This is a genomic window from Subtercola vilae, assembly GCF_004923255.1.
GTDB lineage: Bacteria > Actinomycetota > Actinomycetes > Actinomycetales > Microbacteriaceae > Subtercola > Subtercola vilae.
The window spans coordinates 12738-29921 of the sequence record NZ_QYRT01000002.1 but is presented as its reverse complement, the minus strand read 5'-3'; the positions used below and the strand labels follow the sequence as shown (position 1 = coordinate 29921).

18 protein-coding genes are annotated in these 17184 nt (G+C 65.8%); 12 read left to right on the top strand and 6 right to left on the bottom strand.

The window, feature by feature from the left end:
- On the bottom strand, positions 1 to 1503 hold the full coding sequence (gene uxaC, locus D4765_RS01095; RefSeq protein WP_136640383.1) for a glucuronate isomerase: 1503 nt from the start codon (positions 1501 to 1503) through the stop codon (positions 1 to 3).
- Complete coding sequence (locus D4765_RS01090) at positions 1496 to 2578, bottom strand: LacI family DNA-binding transcriptional regulator (RefSeq protein ID WP_136640382.1); 1083 nt, start codon at positions 2576 to 2578, stop codon at positions 1496 to 1498. Before D4765_RS01090 ends, uxaC begins: the two co-directional genes overlap by 8 nt.
- A 157-nt stretch (positions 2579 to 2735) precedes the next feature.
- Here D4765_RS01090 and D4765_RS01085 point away from each other — a divergent pair, with 157 nt between their 5' ends.
- On the top strand, positions 2736 to 4145 hold the full coding sequence (locus D4765_RS01085) for a mannitol dehydrogenase family protein (protein ID WP_136640381.1): 1410 nt from the start codon (positions 2736 to 2738) through the stop codon (positions 4143 to 4145).
- On the top strand, positions 4142 to 5380 hold the full coding sequence (gene manD / locus D4765_RS01080) for a D-mannonate dehydratase ManD (protein ID WP_136640380.1): 1239 nt from the start codon (positions 4142 to 4144) through the stop codon (positions 5378 to 5380). The genes D4765_RS01085 and manD overlap by 4 nt, the downstream gene beginning before the upstream one ends.
- A gap of 34 nt (positions 5381 to 5414) precedes the next feature.
- Here the strand turns inward: manD and D4765_RS01075 are convergent, their stop codons facing one another.
- Positions 5415 to 6284 carry a hypothetical protein gene (locus D4765_RS01075; protein WP_136640379.1) on the bottom strand — a complete coding sequence of 290 codons (870 nt, stop codon included), beginning with the start codon at positions 6282 to 6284 and terminating at the stop codon, positions 5415 to 5417.
- A 101-nt stretch (positions 6285 to 6385) separates the two neighbouring features.
- Here D4765_RS01075 and D4765_RS01070 point away from each other — a divergent pair, with 101 nt between their 5' ends.
- The 6 genes from D4765_RS01070 to D4765_RS01050 all read left to right on the top strand — a co-directional run bounded on the left by D4765_RS01070 (position 6386) and on the right by D4765_RS01050 (position 10188).
- Positions 6386 to 6754 (top strand): hypothetical protein, encoded by a 369-nt coding sequence (locus D4765_RS01070; RefSeq protein WP_136640378.1) that lies wholly within the window; start codon positions 6386 to 6388, stop codon positions 6752 to 6754.
- A gap of 64 nt (positions 6755 to 6818) precedes the next feature.
- On the top strand, positions 6819 to 7310 hold the full coding sequence (locus D4765_RS01065; RefSeq protein ID WP_136640377.1) for a MarR family winged helix-turn-helix transcriptional regulator: 492 nt from the start codon (positions 6819 to 6821) through the stop codon (positions 7308 to 7310).
- A gap of 30 nt (positions 7311 to 7340) precedes the next feature.
- A complete protein-coding gene (locus D4765_RS01060) occupies positions 7341 to 7781 on the top strand; it encodes an OsmC family peroxiredoxin (protein ID WP_136640376.1) in 441 nt (146 codons plus the stop codon).
- Positions 7782 to 7900: 119 nt separating this feature from the next.
- Complete coding sequence (locus D4765_RS01055) at positions 7901 to 8959, top strand: PHP domain-containing protein (RefSeq protein ID WP_136640375.1); 1059 nt, start codon at positions 7901 to 7903, stop codon at positions 8957 to 8959.
- A 178-nt stretch (positions 8960 to 9137) separates the two neighbouring features.
- Complete coding sequence (locus D4765_RS19055) at positions 9138 to 9314, top strand: hypothetical protein (RefSeq protein WP_161580304.1); 177 nt, start codon at positions 9138 to 9140, stop codon at positions 9312 to 9314.
- 16 nt (positions 9315 to 9330) lie between these two features.
- A complete protein-coding gene (locus D4765_RS01050; protein WP_237280200.1) occupies positions 9331 to 10188 on the top strand; it encodes a phosphatase PAP2 family protein in 858 nt (285 codons plus the stop codon).
- On the opposite strand, the gene D4765_RS01045 is transcribed toward D4765_RS01050, so the two are convergent.
- Entirely contained in the window at positions 10189 to 10830 is a 642-nt protein-coding gene (locus D4765_RS01045) for a hypothetical protein (RefSeq protein ID WP_136640373.1), read from the bottom strand. It abuts the gene before it with no gap.
- A gap of 102 nt (positions 10831 to 10932) precedes the next feature.
- On the opposite strand from D4765_RS01045, the gene D4765_RS01040 reads away from it, so the two are divergent.
- On the top strand, positions 10933 to 12012 hold the full coding sequence (locus D4765_RS01040; protein ID WP_136640372.1) for an NYN domain-containing protein: 1080 nt from the start codon (positions 10933 to 10935) through the stop codon (positions 12010 to 12012).
- A gap of 56 nt (positions 12013 to 12068) precedes the next feature.
- Here the strand turns inward: D4765_RS01040 and D4765_RS01035 are convergent, their stop codons facing one another.
- A complete protein-coding gene (locus tag D4765_RS01035; protein ID WP_136640371.1) occupies positions 12069 to 12365 on the bottom strand; it encodes a putative quinol monooxygenase in 297 nt (98 codons plus the stop codon).
- 57 nt (positions 12366 to 12422) lie between these two features.
- Between D4765_RS01035 and D4765_RS01030 the strand changes: the two genes are divergently transcribed.
- The 3 genes from D4765_RS01030 to D4765_RS01020 all read left to right on the top strand — a co-directional run bounded on the left by D4765_RS01030 (position 12423) and on the right by D4765_RS01020 (position 15617).
- Positions 12423 to 12836, top strand: a complete 414-nt coding sequence (locus tag D4765_RS01030; protein WP_420824519.1) for a YchJ family protein — start codon at positions 12423 to 12425, stop codon at positions 12834 to 12836.
- A 62-nt stretch (positions 12837 to 12898) separates the two neighbouring features.
- Positions 12899 to 14371 carry a cardiolipin synthase gene (gene cls / locus D4765_RS01025; protein ID WP_136640369.1) on the top strand — a complete coding sequence of 491 codons (1473 nt, stop codon included), beginning with the start codon at positions 12899 to 12901 and terminating at the stop codon, positions 14369 to 14371.
- Between the two features lie 106 nt (positions 14372 to 14477).
- The gene (locus D4765_RS01020; protein ID WP_136640368.1) at positions 14478 to 15617 is read left to right on the top strand and encodes an ice-binding family protein; all 1140 of its coding nucleotides are present in this window, start codon (positions 14478 to 14480) and stop codon (positions 15615 to 15617) included.
- On the opposite strand, the gene D4765_RS01015 is transcribed toward D4765_RS01020, so the two are convergent.
- Positions 15601 to 17142 carry a tyrosine-protein kinase domain-containing protein gene (locus D4765_RS01015; RefSeq protein ID WP_272898601.1) on the bottom strand — a complete coding sequence of 514 codons (1542 nt, stop codon included), beginning with the start codon at positions 17140 to 17142 and terminating at the stop codon, positions 15601 to 15603. The two genes, D4765_RS01020 and D4765_RS01015, sit on opposite strands and share 17 nt — an antisense overlap.
- Positions 17143 to 17184: the final 42 nt, after the last annotated feature.

The window sequence follows — 17184 nt, the reverse complement described above, 5'->3', positions numbered from 1 at the left end:
TCAGGGTCGGCTGCGGGCATCCTCTAGCCGAAATGTGCTCGTGGGAATGCTATCGACGAGGTCGACCGCGATGACCGTCGCCTCGTCTTCGGTGAGCTGGTGGCGCACGACGAGTGAGGCGAGGTGGCCCGCGTCGATGCGGCGGCTGAGGTCGTGCCTGGCCCCGATGGAGCACAGGGCACGAGTGTCGTCGATGAAGCCGGAGGTCTTGTAGAAGCCGGCGCTGTCGGTGGCCGCTTCGCGAAAGCGTCGCATTGCGTCGGGGGTATCGAGAAACCACCAGGGCGCCCCCACGAACACGCTCGGGTAGAAACCGGCCAGCGGGGCGATGTCGCGCGCGAAACTGGTCTCGTCGACGGTGAAGAGAACGAGCCTGAAGGCGGGGTTGGTGCCGAAATGGTTGAGAAGGGTCTGCAGGGGCCTCGTGAACTCGGTACTGACGGGCAGGTCGTGCCCGGTGTCGGGCCCGAACCGATCGAACGTGGCGGCGTGGTGGTTGCGCAGTACCCCCGCGTGCAACTGCATCACGAGGCCGTCATCGGCCGACATCTCGGCCATGCGGTAGAGCATGTTGCGGCGATACGCCGTGGCGTCGGCCTCTGAAATGGGGCCACTCAGTGCCCGCCGATGGATGCCCTCCGCAGCCCCCTCGTCGAGCGGAACGGCCCACGCGTCGACGACCCCCGAGTCTGTCGAGGTGGCCCCGTGGCGGGCGAAGTACTGGCGTCGGTCTCGAAGCGCGGCCACCACTCCGCGGTAGGTGGAGGTGTCGATGCCCGATGCCTCAGCCAGCGCCTCGAGAGATGCGGGCCAGCCGGCCTCAGACGGGTCGAAGTATCGGTCGGCGCGAAAGGTGGGAACGACGGCTGCGCGCACGCCCGGGTGCAGCGCCAGGGCCTGGTGGGCACCGAGGTCGTCTGCGGGAGCGTCGGTGGTGGCGAGCACGTCGATGCCGGAGCGGGCCAACAGGCGGCGGGGCGAGAATTCGGGCAGCGCGAGCTTCGCCGAGAGCTCGTCGTACTGGGCGTCTGCATTGGCCTCCGACGGCTGTTCTTCGAGGCCGAAGACGCCGGCCAGCTGGTCGTCGAGCCAGTACCGCACGGGTGTTCCGGCGAGCTTCGGGTACACGCGGGCGAGCTCGCGCCAAGCCGCGCGGCTGCGGGCATCCTGCGCTGCCGTGGGGCCTGGAGCGAGTGCGGGCACCGCCGGGCCCGTTCTGGCCCCTGCTCTTCGGTCTGCTGCCGGGTCTGACGGGTCGAGCCCCAGCGCGTCGAGCCCGACACCGAGACTGTGCAGCAGCCGCGTCACGTAGTGGTCGGGGGTGATGAATAGCTCGGCGGGGTTGGCGAACGGGCGATTCGTTACGAACAGCGCCGGGTCGACGTGGCCGTGCGGGGAGACGATCGGCGCATCGGCAACCGTCGCGTAGAGCCGTCTCGCGACAGCCCTCGTGCTGGGGTCTGCCGTCAGCATTCTGTCGGGGTGCAGTCGCAGCTCAGGCATCGTGACCACCGATTGGTGCGGGGCCGGTCGAGTGCCGGATGACCAGATGTGTGCCGATCGTGACAGCCTGGCGCCGCGGCGCGGCAGACGGGTCGAACAGGCCGAGCAGCAGCGAAACGGCCGCGCGCCCAGCCTGTTCGATGGGAGCGGCGATGGTGGTGAGCGCGGGCGAGCAGAAGTCGGTACCGAAGATGTCGTCGCACCCCACCACACTCATCTCGGCGGGAACCGCGACCCCGCGCTCGGCCAGGCGGCCGAGAATGCCGATGGCGAGCAGATCGTTGTACGCGATACAGGCCGTCGCGCCGCTGTTGATGGCCGTATCGGCGGCGGCCACTCCCGACTCCCGGGTGGGCCGAAACGGGCGGGTGACCGCCACGTCGACACCGAGCCGCTCCCCCGCCCGCTGCACGGCAGCCAGCCGCCGGGTGTTCGACCACGACTCGGCGGGGCCCGACACGTAAAGGAGCGAGCGGTGACCCAGCGACACGAGGTGTTCGACGAGAGCCTCGAACCCTGTCGGAGTGTCGACGATGGTGCTCGCGACGCCCGGGGTTTCACGGTTGAGCACCACGAGAGGCACACGGGCCGCCACGGTGATGAGCTGTTCGTCGGTGAGCCGCGACGCGGTGAGAACAACACCGTCGACCGTGCCGAGCAGCTTCTGCAGGGTCTGCCACTCCACGTCGCCTGACTCCTCGGTGTCGACGAGTACCTGCAGGTAACCCGCCGCCGCGAGCTGGCGCTGGGAACCACGGATGATCTCCGTGAGAAACGGGTTGCCGATGTCGGGCACGAGCAGCGCAACCACACCGAGACCGTCGGCCGGAGTGCCGGAGCGTCGCGCACGCGCCGGCCCGGCCTCAGCAGCGGCAGCCAACGATTTCGACTTTGCGGCCGAGGGCGGCAGGTAGCCGAGCTCGCTCGCAATCCGGCCAACGTGCTCGCGGGTGCTCGCGCGAACCCGCTCCGGGTTCGAGAGTGCCCGCGACACCGTCGACGTGGCCACCCCGGCGGCCAGCGCTACGTCGTGAATGGTCACGGTGCGCCGACGAACCGTGTTCGATGCGGGCATGAATTGTCTCGTCTCGTCGTCGGTTGAGTCTCAGCTGCACTGTATTCGAGTCTGGCAAATAATGGCAACCATTGATGCAACGTTGCCTTCTGTCCTAGGGTGAGACCCAGCACTGCTTGCACTGCCACCCGCCGCCGCCCGTTCGCCCGAGGAAGAAATGCCCCGTCTCACCCGCTCGTCGGTCTCCGCTCTGGCCGCCGAGGTGCGCATGGTGCATCTCGGGCTGGGCGCGTTCCATCGTTCGCACCAGGCCTGGTACACGCAGCATGCGTCAGATTCGTCACCGACGCCAGAGGGCCTTGCCACACCGGGAGCCGGCGGCTCGGTGCCCAGCGGCACCGAGCCGTGGGGCATCCACGGTTTCACCGGTCGCACCGCGCGGGCAGCCGAACAGTTGACCGCCCAGGACGGCCTGTACACGCTGCTCACCGCCTCACCCACCGCGGTCACTGCCGAGGTGATCGGCAGCATCGTGGCGGCCACCGACGGCGGAGACGCCGTGCGGTGGAGGGCAGCCGTCAGCGACCCGCGGGTGTCGGTGCTGACCCTCACGATCACCGAAGCGGGCTATCACACCACACCCGACGGCACGCTCGATCTGACCGACGCGGCCGTGCGCGACGACATCGCCCGCCTGAAAACGGGGGCACTCCCCCACACCGGCATCGCTCGCCTGCTCGACGGTCTCATCGCCCGCCGCGCGGCCGGCTCGGGCCCGCTGGCCGTAATGAGCTGCGACAACCTCGTCTCGAACGGCGAGCTCACCCGAGCAGCCCTCACCGCACTGGCCGAGCAGACCGACTCTTCGATGGCCGACTGGATGCACGAGGGCGTGTCATTCGTCTCGTCGATGGTCGACCGCATCACTCCCGCCACAACCCCCGCCGACGTCGTCGAGGCCCAGCGCATCACGGGGTTCGACGACGAGTGCCCAGTGATGACCGAAGACTTCACCGAGTGGATCTTCGAAGGCGACTTTCCCGCAGGCCGCCCCGACTGGGAGCGCTCCGGCGCCCGCCATGTGAGCGACGTTCGCCCCTACGAACAACGAAAGCTCCGCCTGCTCAACGGCGCCCATTCACTGCTGGCCTACACAGGTCTCGCCCGCGGGCACTCGAGTATCGACCAGACGATGGGCGATGCGTTCTGCCGACAGGTGCTCGAACAGTTCTGGGCCGAGGCGAGGCCCACCGTCACCGGCGACGCCGGCGACCTGGGTGCGTTCACCGACCGCTTGGTCGAGCGGTTCGAGAACCGCCGCATCGTGCACTCGCTCGCGCAGATCGCCCGTGACGGCGAGCAGAAGATCGCCATCCGCGTGCTGCCGGTACTGCGGTTCAACGCCGCGAACGGCGGTGAGCTGGTCGGGGCGGCGATGGCGCTGGCCGCGTGGATCAATTTCACTCAGACCGCCGCCTCGCCGACCGCGGCCGATTGCGACCACTCAGCAGAACGTGTTCTTGAGCGCATCGCACCCGACCTGGCCGGGCAGACCGCGGTGACCCATGCCGTCGCTGATGCGCTGACCGAAATACGATCATCCAACCGAACGAAGGCAGCCTCATGAAGATCACCCACGCCGACGTCATCGTCACGAGCCCCGACCGGAACTTCGTCACACTCAAACTGACCACCGATGACGGACTCACCGGGCTCGGCGACGCCACCCTCAACGGGCGGGAGCTCGCGGTGGTCGCCTACCTTCGCGAGCACATCGTGCCGTTGCTCATCGGCCGCGACGCGCACGCCATCGAAGACACCTGGCAGTTTCTCTACCGCAGCGCATACTGGCGTCGTGGGCCCGTGACGATGGCGGCCATTGCAGCGGTCGATGTGGCCCTGTGGGACATCAAAGCCAAGGCGGCCGGCATGCCGCTGTACCAATTGCTCGGTGGGGCATCCAGAACCGGCCTGCTCGCGTACGGCCACGCGTCGGGCAAGACCCTCGACGAGCTGTTCGACAGCGTGCGGCAGCATCAGGAGAAGGGCTACCGGGCCATTCGCGTGCAGACCGGGGTGCCCGGCCTGAAGTCGATCTACGGCATTGCCTCGAATGCCACGTTCGAAGCCAACACCGGCGTGCGGTACGACCACGAACCGGCCCAGCGCGGGGCCCTGCCGGCTGAAGAAGACTGGGACACCCGCAGTTACCTGCGGCATGTTCCGACGGTGTTCGAAGCGGTGCGCAACGAATTCGGCCCCGAGCTGCCGTTACTGCACGACGGCCACCACCGCATGACGCCGATTCAGGCAGCGCAACTCGGCAAGTCGCTCGAGCCGTACGACCTGTTCTGGCTCGAAGACGTGACCCCGGCCGAGAACCCCGAAGCGCTGCGGCTGGTGCGCCAGCACACCACCACCCCGCTGGCCATCGGCGAGATCTTCAATACCGTGTGGGACTATCAGCAGATCATCCGCGAGCAGCTGATCGACTACGTGCGGAGCGCCGTCACTCACACCGGAGGAATCACCCACCTCAAGCGGGTGCTCGAGTACGCGGCGCAGTACCAGATCAAGTCGGGCATGCACGGGCCCACCGACATCTCACCGGTGGGCATGGCGGCGGCGATGCACCTGGGGCTGAGCATCCACAATTTCGGCATTCAGGAGTACATGCAGCACGGCGACAAGACGAACAGCGTCTTCGAGCAGTCGTTCACCTGGAGCAACGGCCTGCTGCACCCCGGCAACAAGCCCGGCCTCGGCGTTGACCTCAACGTCGACGAGGCGGGCAAGTACCCCTATGAGACGGCGTACCTGCCCTACAACCGGCTCGCCGACGGCACCGTTCACGACTGGTAGCCGTAGTGCCGACTCCTTCGGGAGTCAGGTACGCCTACCCGGTGAAGGTGGCACCGAAGACAGAGCGCAGGTGGGCGCCGACCGCATCGAAGTTCTCGTCGATGTACGCGTTCACGGCAGCGCGAGCAGCGTTCGCGCCACGGTCGACGAGATACTGCGCCTCGATGCGCCGGGCGAGGGTGGGCGCGGCCCGCACACGGCCCGCCTGGTCGGGGCTCGAGAGGTCGGGCAGCGCGGCGAGGTCATCCAGAGCCAACCGCTCGAACAGCCAGCAGATGTCCCAGAGCGGGCTGAACGAGGGCTGGTCAAGCGTCTGGCGAACGGCGGCGGTTTCGAGGTAGTACGACGAGACGCCGAGGCCTGTGCGGTACTTCCAGGCCAGCAGCAGCCGGATGCTCGCCCGCAGGCTGCCCTCATCGAGCCGGTCAATCAGCCGCTGCCTGGCCCCGGGCCGAACAGCCACCCAACGCCGGGCCGCATCGGGCAGCAGCACGATCTCGCCAGCGGAGTCGGCCAGAGACAGCGGCGCCGCCCTCCGCTGCTCGAACGCCGGAATCAGCCGCAACCCAGGCGAATCGGGCTGGTCGATGAGAACCGAGTCGCCCGCCGGGCTCTGGCGCGCGGCCAGCAGGCCCTCTGGCAGCGACTCGGTCACCAGTTCTACGGCGCGGGCCAGCGACGTCGGTTTTGCCGAGAACACGACCAGGCTGTCGAAGCGGCTGTAGCCACGAACTTCGGTGCCGTGCTGAAACGAGCCCACGTCGACAAGACGGGTGATCGACGCAACCGAGCCGAGCTCGGCGGCGACAGAGTCGCGCACCTCGGTGAGCCGACGGCGCTCCTCTGCCGGAACACGCAGCGACTCGTCGAACTCTGCAAAAACGCCTTCGATGTCGGGTCTCACAATGCACTCAGCGTACGCCGGTCGAACCGCGGGTATTGCACCCCCGAGGGCGTGAGGTCAACCCGTTTGTTCGTCGTGGTCGCCCTGAGAAGATATTTCTCATGAGGCACCTTCACTACGTCGACGGAACCCTGGTTGTGAGTTTCACCGTGTGCGAGGCGGTATTCCACTATGCCGCGGCTCTCACCCGAGCAGGTCAGGCTGACGTTGTGACGATTCCTGTGCTCTGGCACGGCCGGCGGGCCGAATCGAACCTTGTTCTCGGCCCGGCGAGCCAGCTCTACTGCACCCCGGCAGACGAGTACCCCGAGAACATCGACCTCAACGATGCCGCACTCGTGGCCGAGCTGCACAGGCGAGCACGGGCCCTCGGACCGCGGGCCGCGGTGCCGACGCCACACGCCGAGGTCAGTGCAGCCCGTATCGACTTCGATGAACGAGCCGAGAACCTCGGGCATCCGGCGGCCTAGAAAAACGACGTCACTCGTTGAGTTGCGTGCAACCTAATTGTGCACAATGTGTTAGAGTTTCATCATGATCCCGAGCGAAACCCCCACCCTGTCGCTCGACGAACAGATCTGTTTCGCCCTCTACAGCGCCTCTCGTTCGATCACGTCACGGTATCGCGAACTGCTCGACCCTCTGGGGCTCACGTATCCTCAGTACCTCGTTTTCGTGGTGCTCTGGCACGAGGGCGCACTGAGTGTCTCGCAGCTCGGTGAACGCCTCGCCCTCGACTCCGGCACCCTGTCGCCACTGCTGCGCCGCCTCGAGAAGAGTGGTCTCATTGCTCGCGAACGCGGCACCGCCGACGAACGTGTTGTCATGGTCTCGCTGACGCCGAGCGGCAGTGATCTGCGGGCCGAGGCGGCGGGCATTCCAGCCGCCATCTGCGCCTCGACAGGTCTGCAACTGCCCGAACTGCAGGCGCTCACCCAGCAACTGGCGAGCCTCACCGATCACGTGCGTTCGACGCCGCCGCGCTCGACGCCCGCACGCTCTACTTCTCTTCGTTCCGCTCCGTAACAGCTCCACCCCAACCCAAAGGAAGTAACAATGCCCACACGCACCGCACGCACCGCTTGGAATGGCAGCCTCGAGACCGGCGCCGGCCAGGTCGAGCTGTCAAGCTCGAAGATCGGCACCTACGACGTGTCGTTCCCGAAGCGCGCCGCTGATGACGCCAACGGCTTCACCAGCCCCGAAGAGCTGCTCGCCGCAGCCCACTCGGCCTGCTACGCCATGCAGTTCTCGGCCGTACTGGGAGCAGCCGGCGGCACCGTTGAAGCGCTCGACGTCAAGGCCGACGTGTCGCTCGGCGCCGACCCGGCCGGCGGATTCCGTCTCACTGCCATTCACCTCACGGTGCGCGGCGAAGTGACCGGTATCGACGCTGACGCGTTTCTCGCCGCGGCCAACGAGGCCAAGACGGGCTGCCCCGTCAGCAAAGCACTGACCGGTGTCGAGATCACGCTCGACGCACAGCTCGACGAGTAACCGAAGTACCACCACCAGCTCAGATCCATCACAGTTGAACGCCGGGGGTGCGCCACGCAGACAAAACTGCCGGGCGCACCCCCTTCTTCTGTGAAGCGTCTGCCATCCAAGATAGAACTATGAATCCGGTTGAAGCACTGAACGAGATCGCGTTCCGGCTCGAGTTCGAACGGGCGCCCCAGTTCAAGGTGCAGGCGTTCCGCCGGGCATCCGCCATCGTGGCGGCGCTGGCACCCGACGAACTCGCCGAGCGCGCTGCTGACGGGCGGCTGAAGAACACCAAGGGCATCGGGGCGAGCACCTTCGAGGTGGTGAGCCAGGCGCTCGGCGGCGATGTGCCCCACCGGCTCGAGAAACTGCGCGCTGACGCGGTCGAGATTCTGAGCGAAGAGGGGCGGGCATTGCACGCCCAGATTCGCGGAGACCTGCACTCGCACAGCGACTGGTCTGACGGAACCACCTCCATTGATCTGATGGTCGAGGCCGGCCGGATGCTCGGTCGGCACTACCTCGCCCTCACCGACCACTCCCCCCACCTCACCGTGGCGCACGGGCTGACGGCCGAGCGGCTGACAGAGCAGCTGGCGGTGGTCGAGAGCATCAACGCGGGCGGCGGCTCTACTTCGACCGACCTCACTTCTGCCGACTCCGCGTATGCCTCCGAACCCCTCCGACTGCTCACCGGCATCGAAGTCGACATTCTCGACGACGGGTCGCTCGACCAGACGCCTGAGCTGCTCGAACGGCTCGACGTGGTGGTGGCGAGCATCCATTCGCACCTGCGGGTCGACTCACGCACCATGACCGACCGGATGCTCGGGGCCATCGCCGACCCGCACACCAACATTCTCGGCCACTGCACCGGCCGTCTCGTCGAGGGTAGCCGCGGCACCCGCCCGCCCTCGGAGTTCGACGCCCAGCGGGTGTTCGCCGCCTGCGCCGAGAACGACGTGGCCGTCGAGATCAACGCCAGGCCCGAACGGCAAGACCCGCCCGATGAGCTCATCGCACTGGCGCTCGAGGCTGGCTGCCTGTTCAGCATCGACTCCGACGCGCACGCTCCGGGTCAGCTCGCCCTGCTCGACTACGGAATTGAGCGGGCGGCGCGGGCGGGCATCGCGGCCGAGCGCATCATCACGACGTGGCCGCTCGAACGGGTACTCGCATGGGCCTCATGAGGGCCCCGTCTACGACTTTGTGTGTACGAACACGTCGTTCGCGGGGCGGATGCCATGGCCCCGCTGCACTCGTAGTGTTACCTGAACAACGAGCACTCTGAGCGTGAGCACCCACCCAGCACCACGAACAACCAGCACCTGAACCAGCACCACAAGCACCAGAGACAGAGGAACCCCCGTGATCGACACCCTGCACGACCTGCTTCGAGACGGAGTGGCTGCCCTCGCTCTCTGGAGCGCAGCATCACTGCCGCTCGCTGTACTGGTGGGCCGCATCATCACCGCACGTGATCGCCCCGCAGGTGGCAGCACCGCGCACAACCGCGTCGATGCCCGCTCGACGCGTCGGTTCTGACGGGGGCTGGCGCACTGTGACGAACAGAAGAACCCCGGCTGAATCAGAAGAGACGGCCGATGGCGACCGCGTCGGCGTCTCTGGCGAACTCACCCGCGACCGGTATGTCGGCTCGGTCGACCTGACGCACTGGTACACGCCCGTCGGGCGCGGTGTTGCGCGAACCGTCGACCGGGCATCCACTCGACTGGGGCCGAATGGCTCACTCATTCTGACGCTCGTGATCGGCCTGCTGATCGCCCTGGCACTCAGCGTGGCCGCCGCCCAGGTCTACGACGGTGTGACCGACGCCGAGGGCGTTGCCGGCCTCGACCAGCCGCTGCTGAACTTCGCCCTCACCCTTCGTTCACCCTGGTTCGACACCCTCGCAACCGGGTACACCGACATCGCGGGCCCCATCGGCATGCCCATCGTGGCGGTCGCCGCGCTGCTGCTGCTCTCGATCAGCCGCCGCTCATGGACCCCGGTCATTCTCATCGTGGCGGCCGGCAGCGGCTCGCTGCTGATGACCATCGCCGGCAAAGACCTCATCGGCCGGGTGCGGCCGCCACTTGCCGACGCGGTGCCGCCCTACGAGTACTCCCCCTCGTTTCCGAGCGGGCACACGCTGAATGCCGTGGTGGTGGCCGGCATCATCGCCTACTTGATTCTGCTGCGCCAACACAGCCCCCGCACCCGCGTACTCACCGTCTCGCTGGCCGTCTTCTTCGCACTCACTGTAGGGCTCAGTCGGGTCTTCCTCGGGCACCACTGGTTCACCGATGTTCTGGCCGGCTGGATGCTCGGGGCGGCCTGGCTCGCCCTCATCATCACCGCGCATCGGTTGTACCTCACCACCCGCCGCCACCGCGCTCAAGGCGTAGTGAGCGCGTAGTCATCCCGGCGGGGTCGACGTGCCACTCTGGCGGGCCGCCAACGCTGGGAGGTCGACCTCGCGGAGGGCCCGCATGCGCTGGTCGCGCTCGGCGGAGTAGTCGGGTGCGGCATCCACCCCCGCCACGGCCTGGAGGCGCACTTCGATGGCGCGACTCAGCTCAGACCAGGCCCACTTCTGTGATGAGTCAACCGCCTCGGCGACGAACTCTGTGTCGTCGTGCAGACGCGCGAGTTCCGTCGCAAGCGACGAATACGTGACGCGCCGCTGGGTGAGCCACTGAAAGTCGGCCACCGAGCGCGACTTCGTGAACTGCGGAGGAAACTCGAGCATCAGCCGCTTCATGTGCTCGGCCATGGTGGCCTGTTCGAGAGAGAGCAGGCGCAGCTCGTTTCTGACGAAGGCGGCAATCTCCACGGGGTCGTAGTCGATGGTGTGCATCAAGGCGCCCACGATGATGTGGTTCATGGTGGCCATGGTGAGAGCGGTACGCGACATCAGTACGCCCTCATCGACCGCGCGGCCCACAGCGTGGCGGCTCACCGGGAAATACAGCGAGCGGACGCGCTTCGGCTTCACACCCTTGGGCCGCTTCGGCTTCTCGCCCTTCGGGCGTTTCGGCTTGCCGTTCTTGGCTGACATAGCTGAACACTAATACGCGAAGTTGCCCTCACCTGCCCGGCACAGCAGACTGAAGACACCGGATCGCAACTGAGTCTTCCGTCGGCCGCTAAGGAGCACACCATGACCGAACCGAACGATTCCCGCGTGGGCCTGTACATCGACTTCGACAACATCGTCATCTCGCGGTACCAGCAGCTGCACGGGCGCAACGCCTTTCAACGCGACGGTATCCGCGACTTCGTGACCTCGGGTGCCGACGCTGACCCCGACATCGCCGCCCGGCTGAAGGCGGCCACGGTGAACTTCGACGCCATCATCGACTTCGCTGCGTCGTTCGGCACCATGGTGGTCAACCGCGCCTACGCCGACTGGTCGGTACCCGTCAATGCGAGCTACCAGCGCCAGCTGATGTCTCGCGCGGTCGACCTCACCCAGCTGTTCACCACGACAACCCGGGGTACAAAGAACGGCGCAGACATCCGGTTGGCCGTCGACGTGGTCGAAGACCTGTTTCGGCTGCCCGACCTGACCCACATCATCATTGTCGCGGGTGACTCCGACTACATCGCCCTCGCCCAGAAGTCGAAGCGGCTCGGCCGATTCGTGGTGGGAATCGGCGTTGCCGGCTCGACCAGCACGTCGCTCGCCGCCGCGTGCGACGAGTTCGAGGACTACGACTCGTTGCCCGGAATCGAGAAGATCGACCCCAGCGTCTCGACATCGACCACGAACTCAGGCAGGGGCCGCGGCTCGTCTGCGGCGAAGTCGTCGACGACCTCTTCGTCGGCGGGATCAGCTGGAGTGGCCGGATCAGCCGACGACAGTGACGCTGCCGCCGCCGCGGCGCCGACGAAGAGCCGCCGCGTATCGACCATTCCCATGTTCTCGCACACCGACGATTCTCAGTTCGACGATGCTGAACCGGCTGACGACATCGACCCGCAGACCGTCGCCACCGAACTGCTGATGCGCGCCCTGCAGATCGGGCACGCGAAGGGAGACGCCGATGAGTGGCTGAACACCGGCACGGTCAAGAACCAGATGCGTCGCATGGATCCGTCGTTCAACGAGAAGCCGCTCGGCTTTCGGTCGTTCACCGACTTTCTCGCGTCGCACGACGACATGGCCGAACTCGCCGACGACGGCCCGCAACGGTTGATCCGCCTGCGCCCCGGTACGGGAACCGGCTCCGCGGCCTGACGTCGGCGACGGCCCAGGTCAGACCGCGGGGGCGACGGGCGCCGGTGCTGTCGGGATCAGACCCCTGGCGCGTCGGTGAAGATGGTGAGGGTGGGGGCGGCCGCGAGGAGGCTGCCGAGATCGCTTTTTCCCTCGTCGGTTTCCCGCCAGGCGCGGTACGCCTCATCTGCTTCGATCGAAGCCCAGTGCTCGATGAGCAGAATGTGGGCCGGGTCGTTCACATCGACGACGACATCAACGCCGAGGTTGCCCTCGAACGCCCGAGTGGCTTCGAGAACCGTCGAGATGGCGGCGTGTGCGCCGCCCAGGGCTTCGGGCTTGATGGTGAGGTCGAGCAGGGCGGTTGTGGGCATGGTGAGCTCCTTCGCTGGTCACTTCACACTACCTCCGCCTGCCTGATAATGGCTTATGTGACCGATGACCCACTCGTGCCCTGGCCGGTGATCGACGACGACGCCCGGTGCCCGTGCCTCAGCGGCTCACCCTTCGCCGCGTGCTGCGCTCCGTTTCATCGCGGCATCAGCACCGCACCCACCGCCGAACGGCTGATGCGCTCGCGGTACTCGGCCTTCGTGGTGGGTGACGAGGAGTACGTGCTCGCCACGTGGCATCCGAGCACCCGCCCAGCCACCGTGGGCCTCGACCCGGCACAGCGCTTCTACCGTCTCGACATTCTTGGCCGAACCGGCGGCGGCCTACTGGAGCACACCGGCACGGTCGAGTTCGAGGCCCGCTTCCGCTTGAACGGCCGCGCCGGTTCGCAGCGCGAAAACAGCCGTTTCGTCAAACAGAACCAGAAGTGGTTCTACCTCGATGGCCTGTGACGCCGAACACCTCTACCCAATACCAATAGGGTGAGTGCAGCCGTTCGACGAGGGGAACCCGAATGACACGTGATCAGGTGACCATCATCATCATTGTGATTGCACTGCTCGTTGATCTGAGTGTGCGGGTCGCGGCCATCATTGTTGTTCCACGAAACCGTCGACCCGCCGCCGCCACGGCATGGCTGTTGGCCATCTTTCTCATTCCCTACGTGGGCGTGCTCGTCTTTCTGCTGATCGGCAGCTACAAGCTGCCCAAGAAGCGCCGCGACAAGCAGGCCGCCATCAACAGCTTCATCATCGAGACCACCGACGGTATCGAACTGGTGAGCAACGACCACCCGTGGCCAGCGTGGCTCAAATCCGTCGTGCACCTCAACCGCCAGCTCGGCGCCATGCCACTGGTAGGCGGCAACAGCGCCCGCCTGATCGGCGACTACGAGGCATCCATCGCGGCGATGACGGCTGAGATCGGCATGGCAAAACGGTTCGTGCACTGCGAGTTCTACATCATCGCGCTCGATACCGTGACGAGCGACTTCTTCGCCGCACTCGAGGCCGCGGTGAAGCGCGGGGTCACCGTGCGGGTGCTTCTTGACCACATCGCGTCGATTCGCACGTCGACCCACCGCGCCACCTTCAAACGTCTGACCGACATCGGTGTGATCTGGCAGTTCATGCTGCCCGTGCAGCCGTTGAAGGGCAAATGGCAGCGACCCGACTTGCGAAACCACCGCAAACTGCTGGTCATCGACGGCCTGGTGGGCTTCATGGGGTCGCAGAACCTCATCGACCGCAGTTACAACAAAAAGAGCAACATTCGCCGCGGCCTGCAGTGGCAAGACCTCATGACACGAGTCGAAGGGCCCATCGTCACCGGCATCAACGCCATCTTCATCACCGACTGGTACAGCGAGACAGACGAACTGCTCGACCGCGAAACGTCGCCGATTCGTGAAGAGGCCGTCAATTCGAATCCGGATGCCCTCGACTGTCAACTCGTGCCGAGTGGCCCCGGCTTCGAAGGTGAGAACAACCTGCGGCTCTTTCTCGCATTGATGTACTACGCGCAGAAGAAGGTCATCATCACGAGCCCGTACTTCGTGCCCGACGATTCGATGCTCTACGCCATCACCACCGCCGCCGAGCGCGGAATCCACGTCGAACTGTTCGTGTCGGAGATCGGCGACCAGGCAGGCGTTTATCACGCGCAGCGTTCGTACTACGAGGCACTGCTGCGCGCGGGAGTGCACATCTGGCTCTACGAGTCGCCCTACATTCTGCACGCCAAACATTTCACGATCGACGATGACATTGCCGTCATCGGGTCGAGCAACATGGATATTCGGTCGTTCAACCTCGACCTCGAAATCTCGCTCATGGTTCGCGGCGCAACGTTTGTGAACGAGATGCGCGCAGTCGAAGACGGCTACCGTGCCCGCAGTCGTGAACTCACTCTGACCCAGTGGATGAAGCAGCCGCTGCGCTCAACCATCCTCGACAACCTCGCCCGCCTCACCTCGGCGCTGCAGTAGCCAACGAGTCACCCGAACTGGGGGTTACCGCAGTTCTTCCCCAGTATTACCTCCGTTTCGGGCACGACCGGCCCGTGTACCCCGTTCGCGTGGCACACTTCGGAACATGTACCCCACCCGTCGAGCTGTTCTGATCGGGGCCGCCTGGAGCGTTCCCGTCATCTCACTCGCTGTGGCGACCCCGGCGTCGGCCGCCAGCGGTGGAGTCTCCCAACTGTCGCTCGCTTCGTCGTCGCCGAAGCTTCAGGGCATGCCATCGGGCGGAGGCACTGCACCCCTGATCGTCTCATTCGCCGAGGTCGGCGGTGCGCCCACGACGGGACCCGCATCGGTGTGGGTGACCCGCCTGAACGGCGCGAACGGCTACCCGACCGTCACAGACGAGCTCGTGAATGGAACGAACCCGGACTGGACCGTGTCGAGCAGCCCCACTCACCACGTGCTGACCTACACCGCGATCATCCCTGCAAACGCCGACTCCACGGGCTTCACCGGAACCTGGAATGTGATGTCAGCGGCACCGACCTCCGGTTTCTCAACGGCTACCCTTGTCGGCAACGATGTCGGCACCAGCACCAGCACCGGCAGCACCGACAGCAGCACCGCGGCGACCAACGAGGTCACCATTCCGTTCTCGATCACCAACACGGTGAATCTCGGTACCGCGCGAGCGTACGCCCTCATCGGTCAATTGGCGCTCACCGACGACGGCACTTCGACATTCGATGGTGCGATCGGATTCGATCCTGGCGCCGCCCTTACCGGCTTCTCTCCGGCGGCACAGACGCAGTACGGCACTGAGAGTCAGAACTCCCAGGCCACCCGTGATGCCCATGCCGCCTTCGCTTCGGCACAGTCGATGACGGCGACACACGCCTTGCCCGGCCAGCTCGGCGCCGCCGTCATCACGCCCGGCGTCTGGCACTCGGTGGCCGCCCTCGGCCTCACGGGCAACCTCACCTTCGATGGCGGTGGCCAGTCGAACGCCGTCTTCATTCTGCAGTGCGATGCCGCCATCACCACCGCTGCCGCGAGCACCATGTCGCTTGTCAACGGCGCCAGGGCCGCCAACATCTTCTGGGTGATCGGCGCTGCCACCACACTCGGCGCAGGATCACTGTTCATTGGTACCGCGCTCATCGGTGCTGCTCTCACCGTCGGTTCGGCCAGCCGCATCGAGGGCCGGATGCTCACGCCGAACGCTGCCGTCACACTGGCGTCGTCAACGATCACAGTGCCGCGGTAGGGTCTTTCAGCTCAGTGCTCTCGGCTCGTGCCGTGCTGTCGGCGCTCTCGGCTGCCGTGACCGGTATCGTGGGCGTCAGACGGCCGTTCGCAATGAGAGCGCCTACTACAGGCGCATCCTCTGAGTAGCTGCCGTGGTAGTAGCCGTAACCCCGGCCTCCCGCACCCTTCGTCGGAACCCTGTTGAGCACGACGCCGAGTGTGCGGCCACCACCCATGCTGATTCCGGCGAGAGCACGTTCGAGTTCGTCGGTCGTGGTGCGACCCGCCGACACCACGATGATGGCGCCGTCGGAGATCGCGGCCAGAATGGCGGCATCTGTCACGGGCAGGAGCGGTGGGGCATCGACGAGCACAATGGCGTCGAGTGCCAGTTCACGAAGCAGCGTGGTCATTCCGTGCGACCCGAGCAGCTCGCTCGGGTTCGGCGGAATCGATCCAGCCCCCAGCACCCGCAGGTTTCCTCTCTCACCCCACGGTTGCAACACATCGTCGAGTTCGGCCGAGCCGATGAGAAGGTCGGTCACGCCAACGCCGCCGACCACGTTGAACGTCGAAGCGACCATGGGCTTTCGGAGATCTCCGTCGACAACCACCACCTTCTGGCCGGCGGCCGACAATGCAACAGCCAGGTTCGCCGTCACCGTCGATTTGCCGTCGTTCGGCGAGGGGCTCGAGATCACGATGATGCGAGGCGGGCTGTCGACGCGCATGAACCGCATGTTCGTGCGCAGCTCGCGAAAAGCTTCAGCCAGAGGGCGGCTCTGCACTGTGACGGAACCCGCGTGAATACCACCCGTCTCCGAGACGATCCGATTCTCGTCGGTGAGCGCTGCGTCTTTGGGCAACACCCCGATGACCGCGAGTTTGAACTGCTGCTGAATCGTCGCCGCTGTGCGAATGCGTCGGTCGAGAACATTGCGCACCATTGCATAGACAATCGCCAGCACGAGCCCGATCAGGGCGCCGATGATCACCGATAGACGTACGTTCGGAAAGATCGGCTGGGTCGGAGCCACAGCCGACTCCACCGGTTCGAGAAACGTTACTGCCGCGACGACCGTGTTGCCGGCCTGCTGAGTGACGGCTTTGTTCTCGAGGGTGGCGATCTGGGTGGTCAGACCCACGATCCAGGCGTCGGCGAGCTTCTTCGCCTCTATACCGCTTGACGCACGGGCCGTGACGTTGATGGTGGGGGTGTCTTTGATGTTCGTCACGGTGATCTCGCCCGCCACCGTCTCGGGCGACGCCGTCAGACCGAGGGCAGTGATCACAAGCTGGGCGACAGCGCGCGACTCCCCCACCGCCACGTAGGTGGTGGCCTTCGATTTTGCCAGCGCATCAGACGCGACGGTGTCGCCGATCGAACCGTCAGACATGAGCGTCACGATGCCACTCGAGTTGGCGGTGTACACGCGCGTCTGGGTGAAAGTCCACCCGAACGCCGCCGCGGCCCCCAGCAGAGTGATTGCAACGACGGTCACCCAGTGGGCTTGAAGAACGCGGATGTACTCCTGAAGTGAAATGGCGACCTCTGCCTGTTGGCTGAGCAGTCTACGCGCACCACA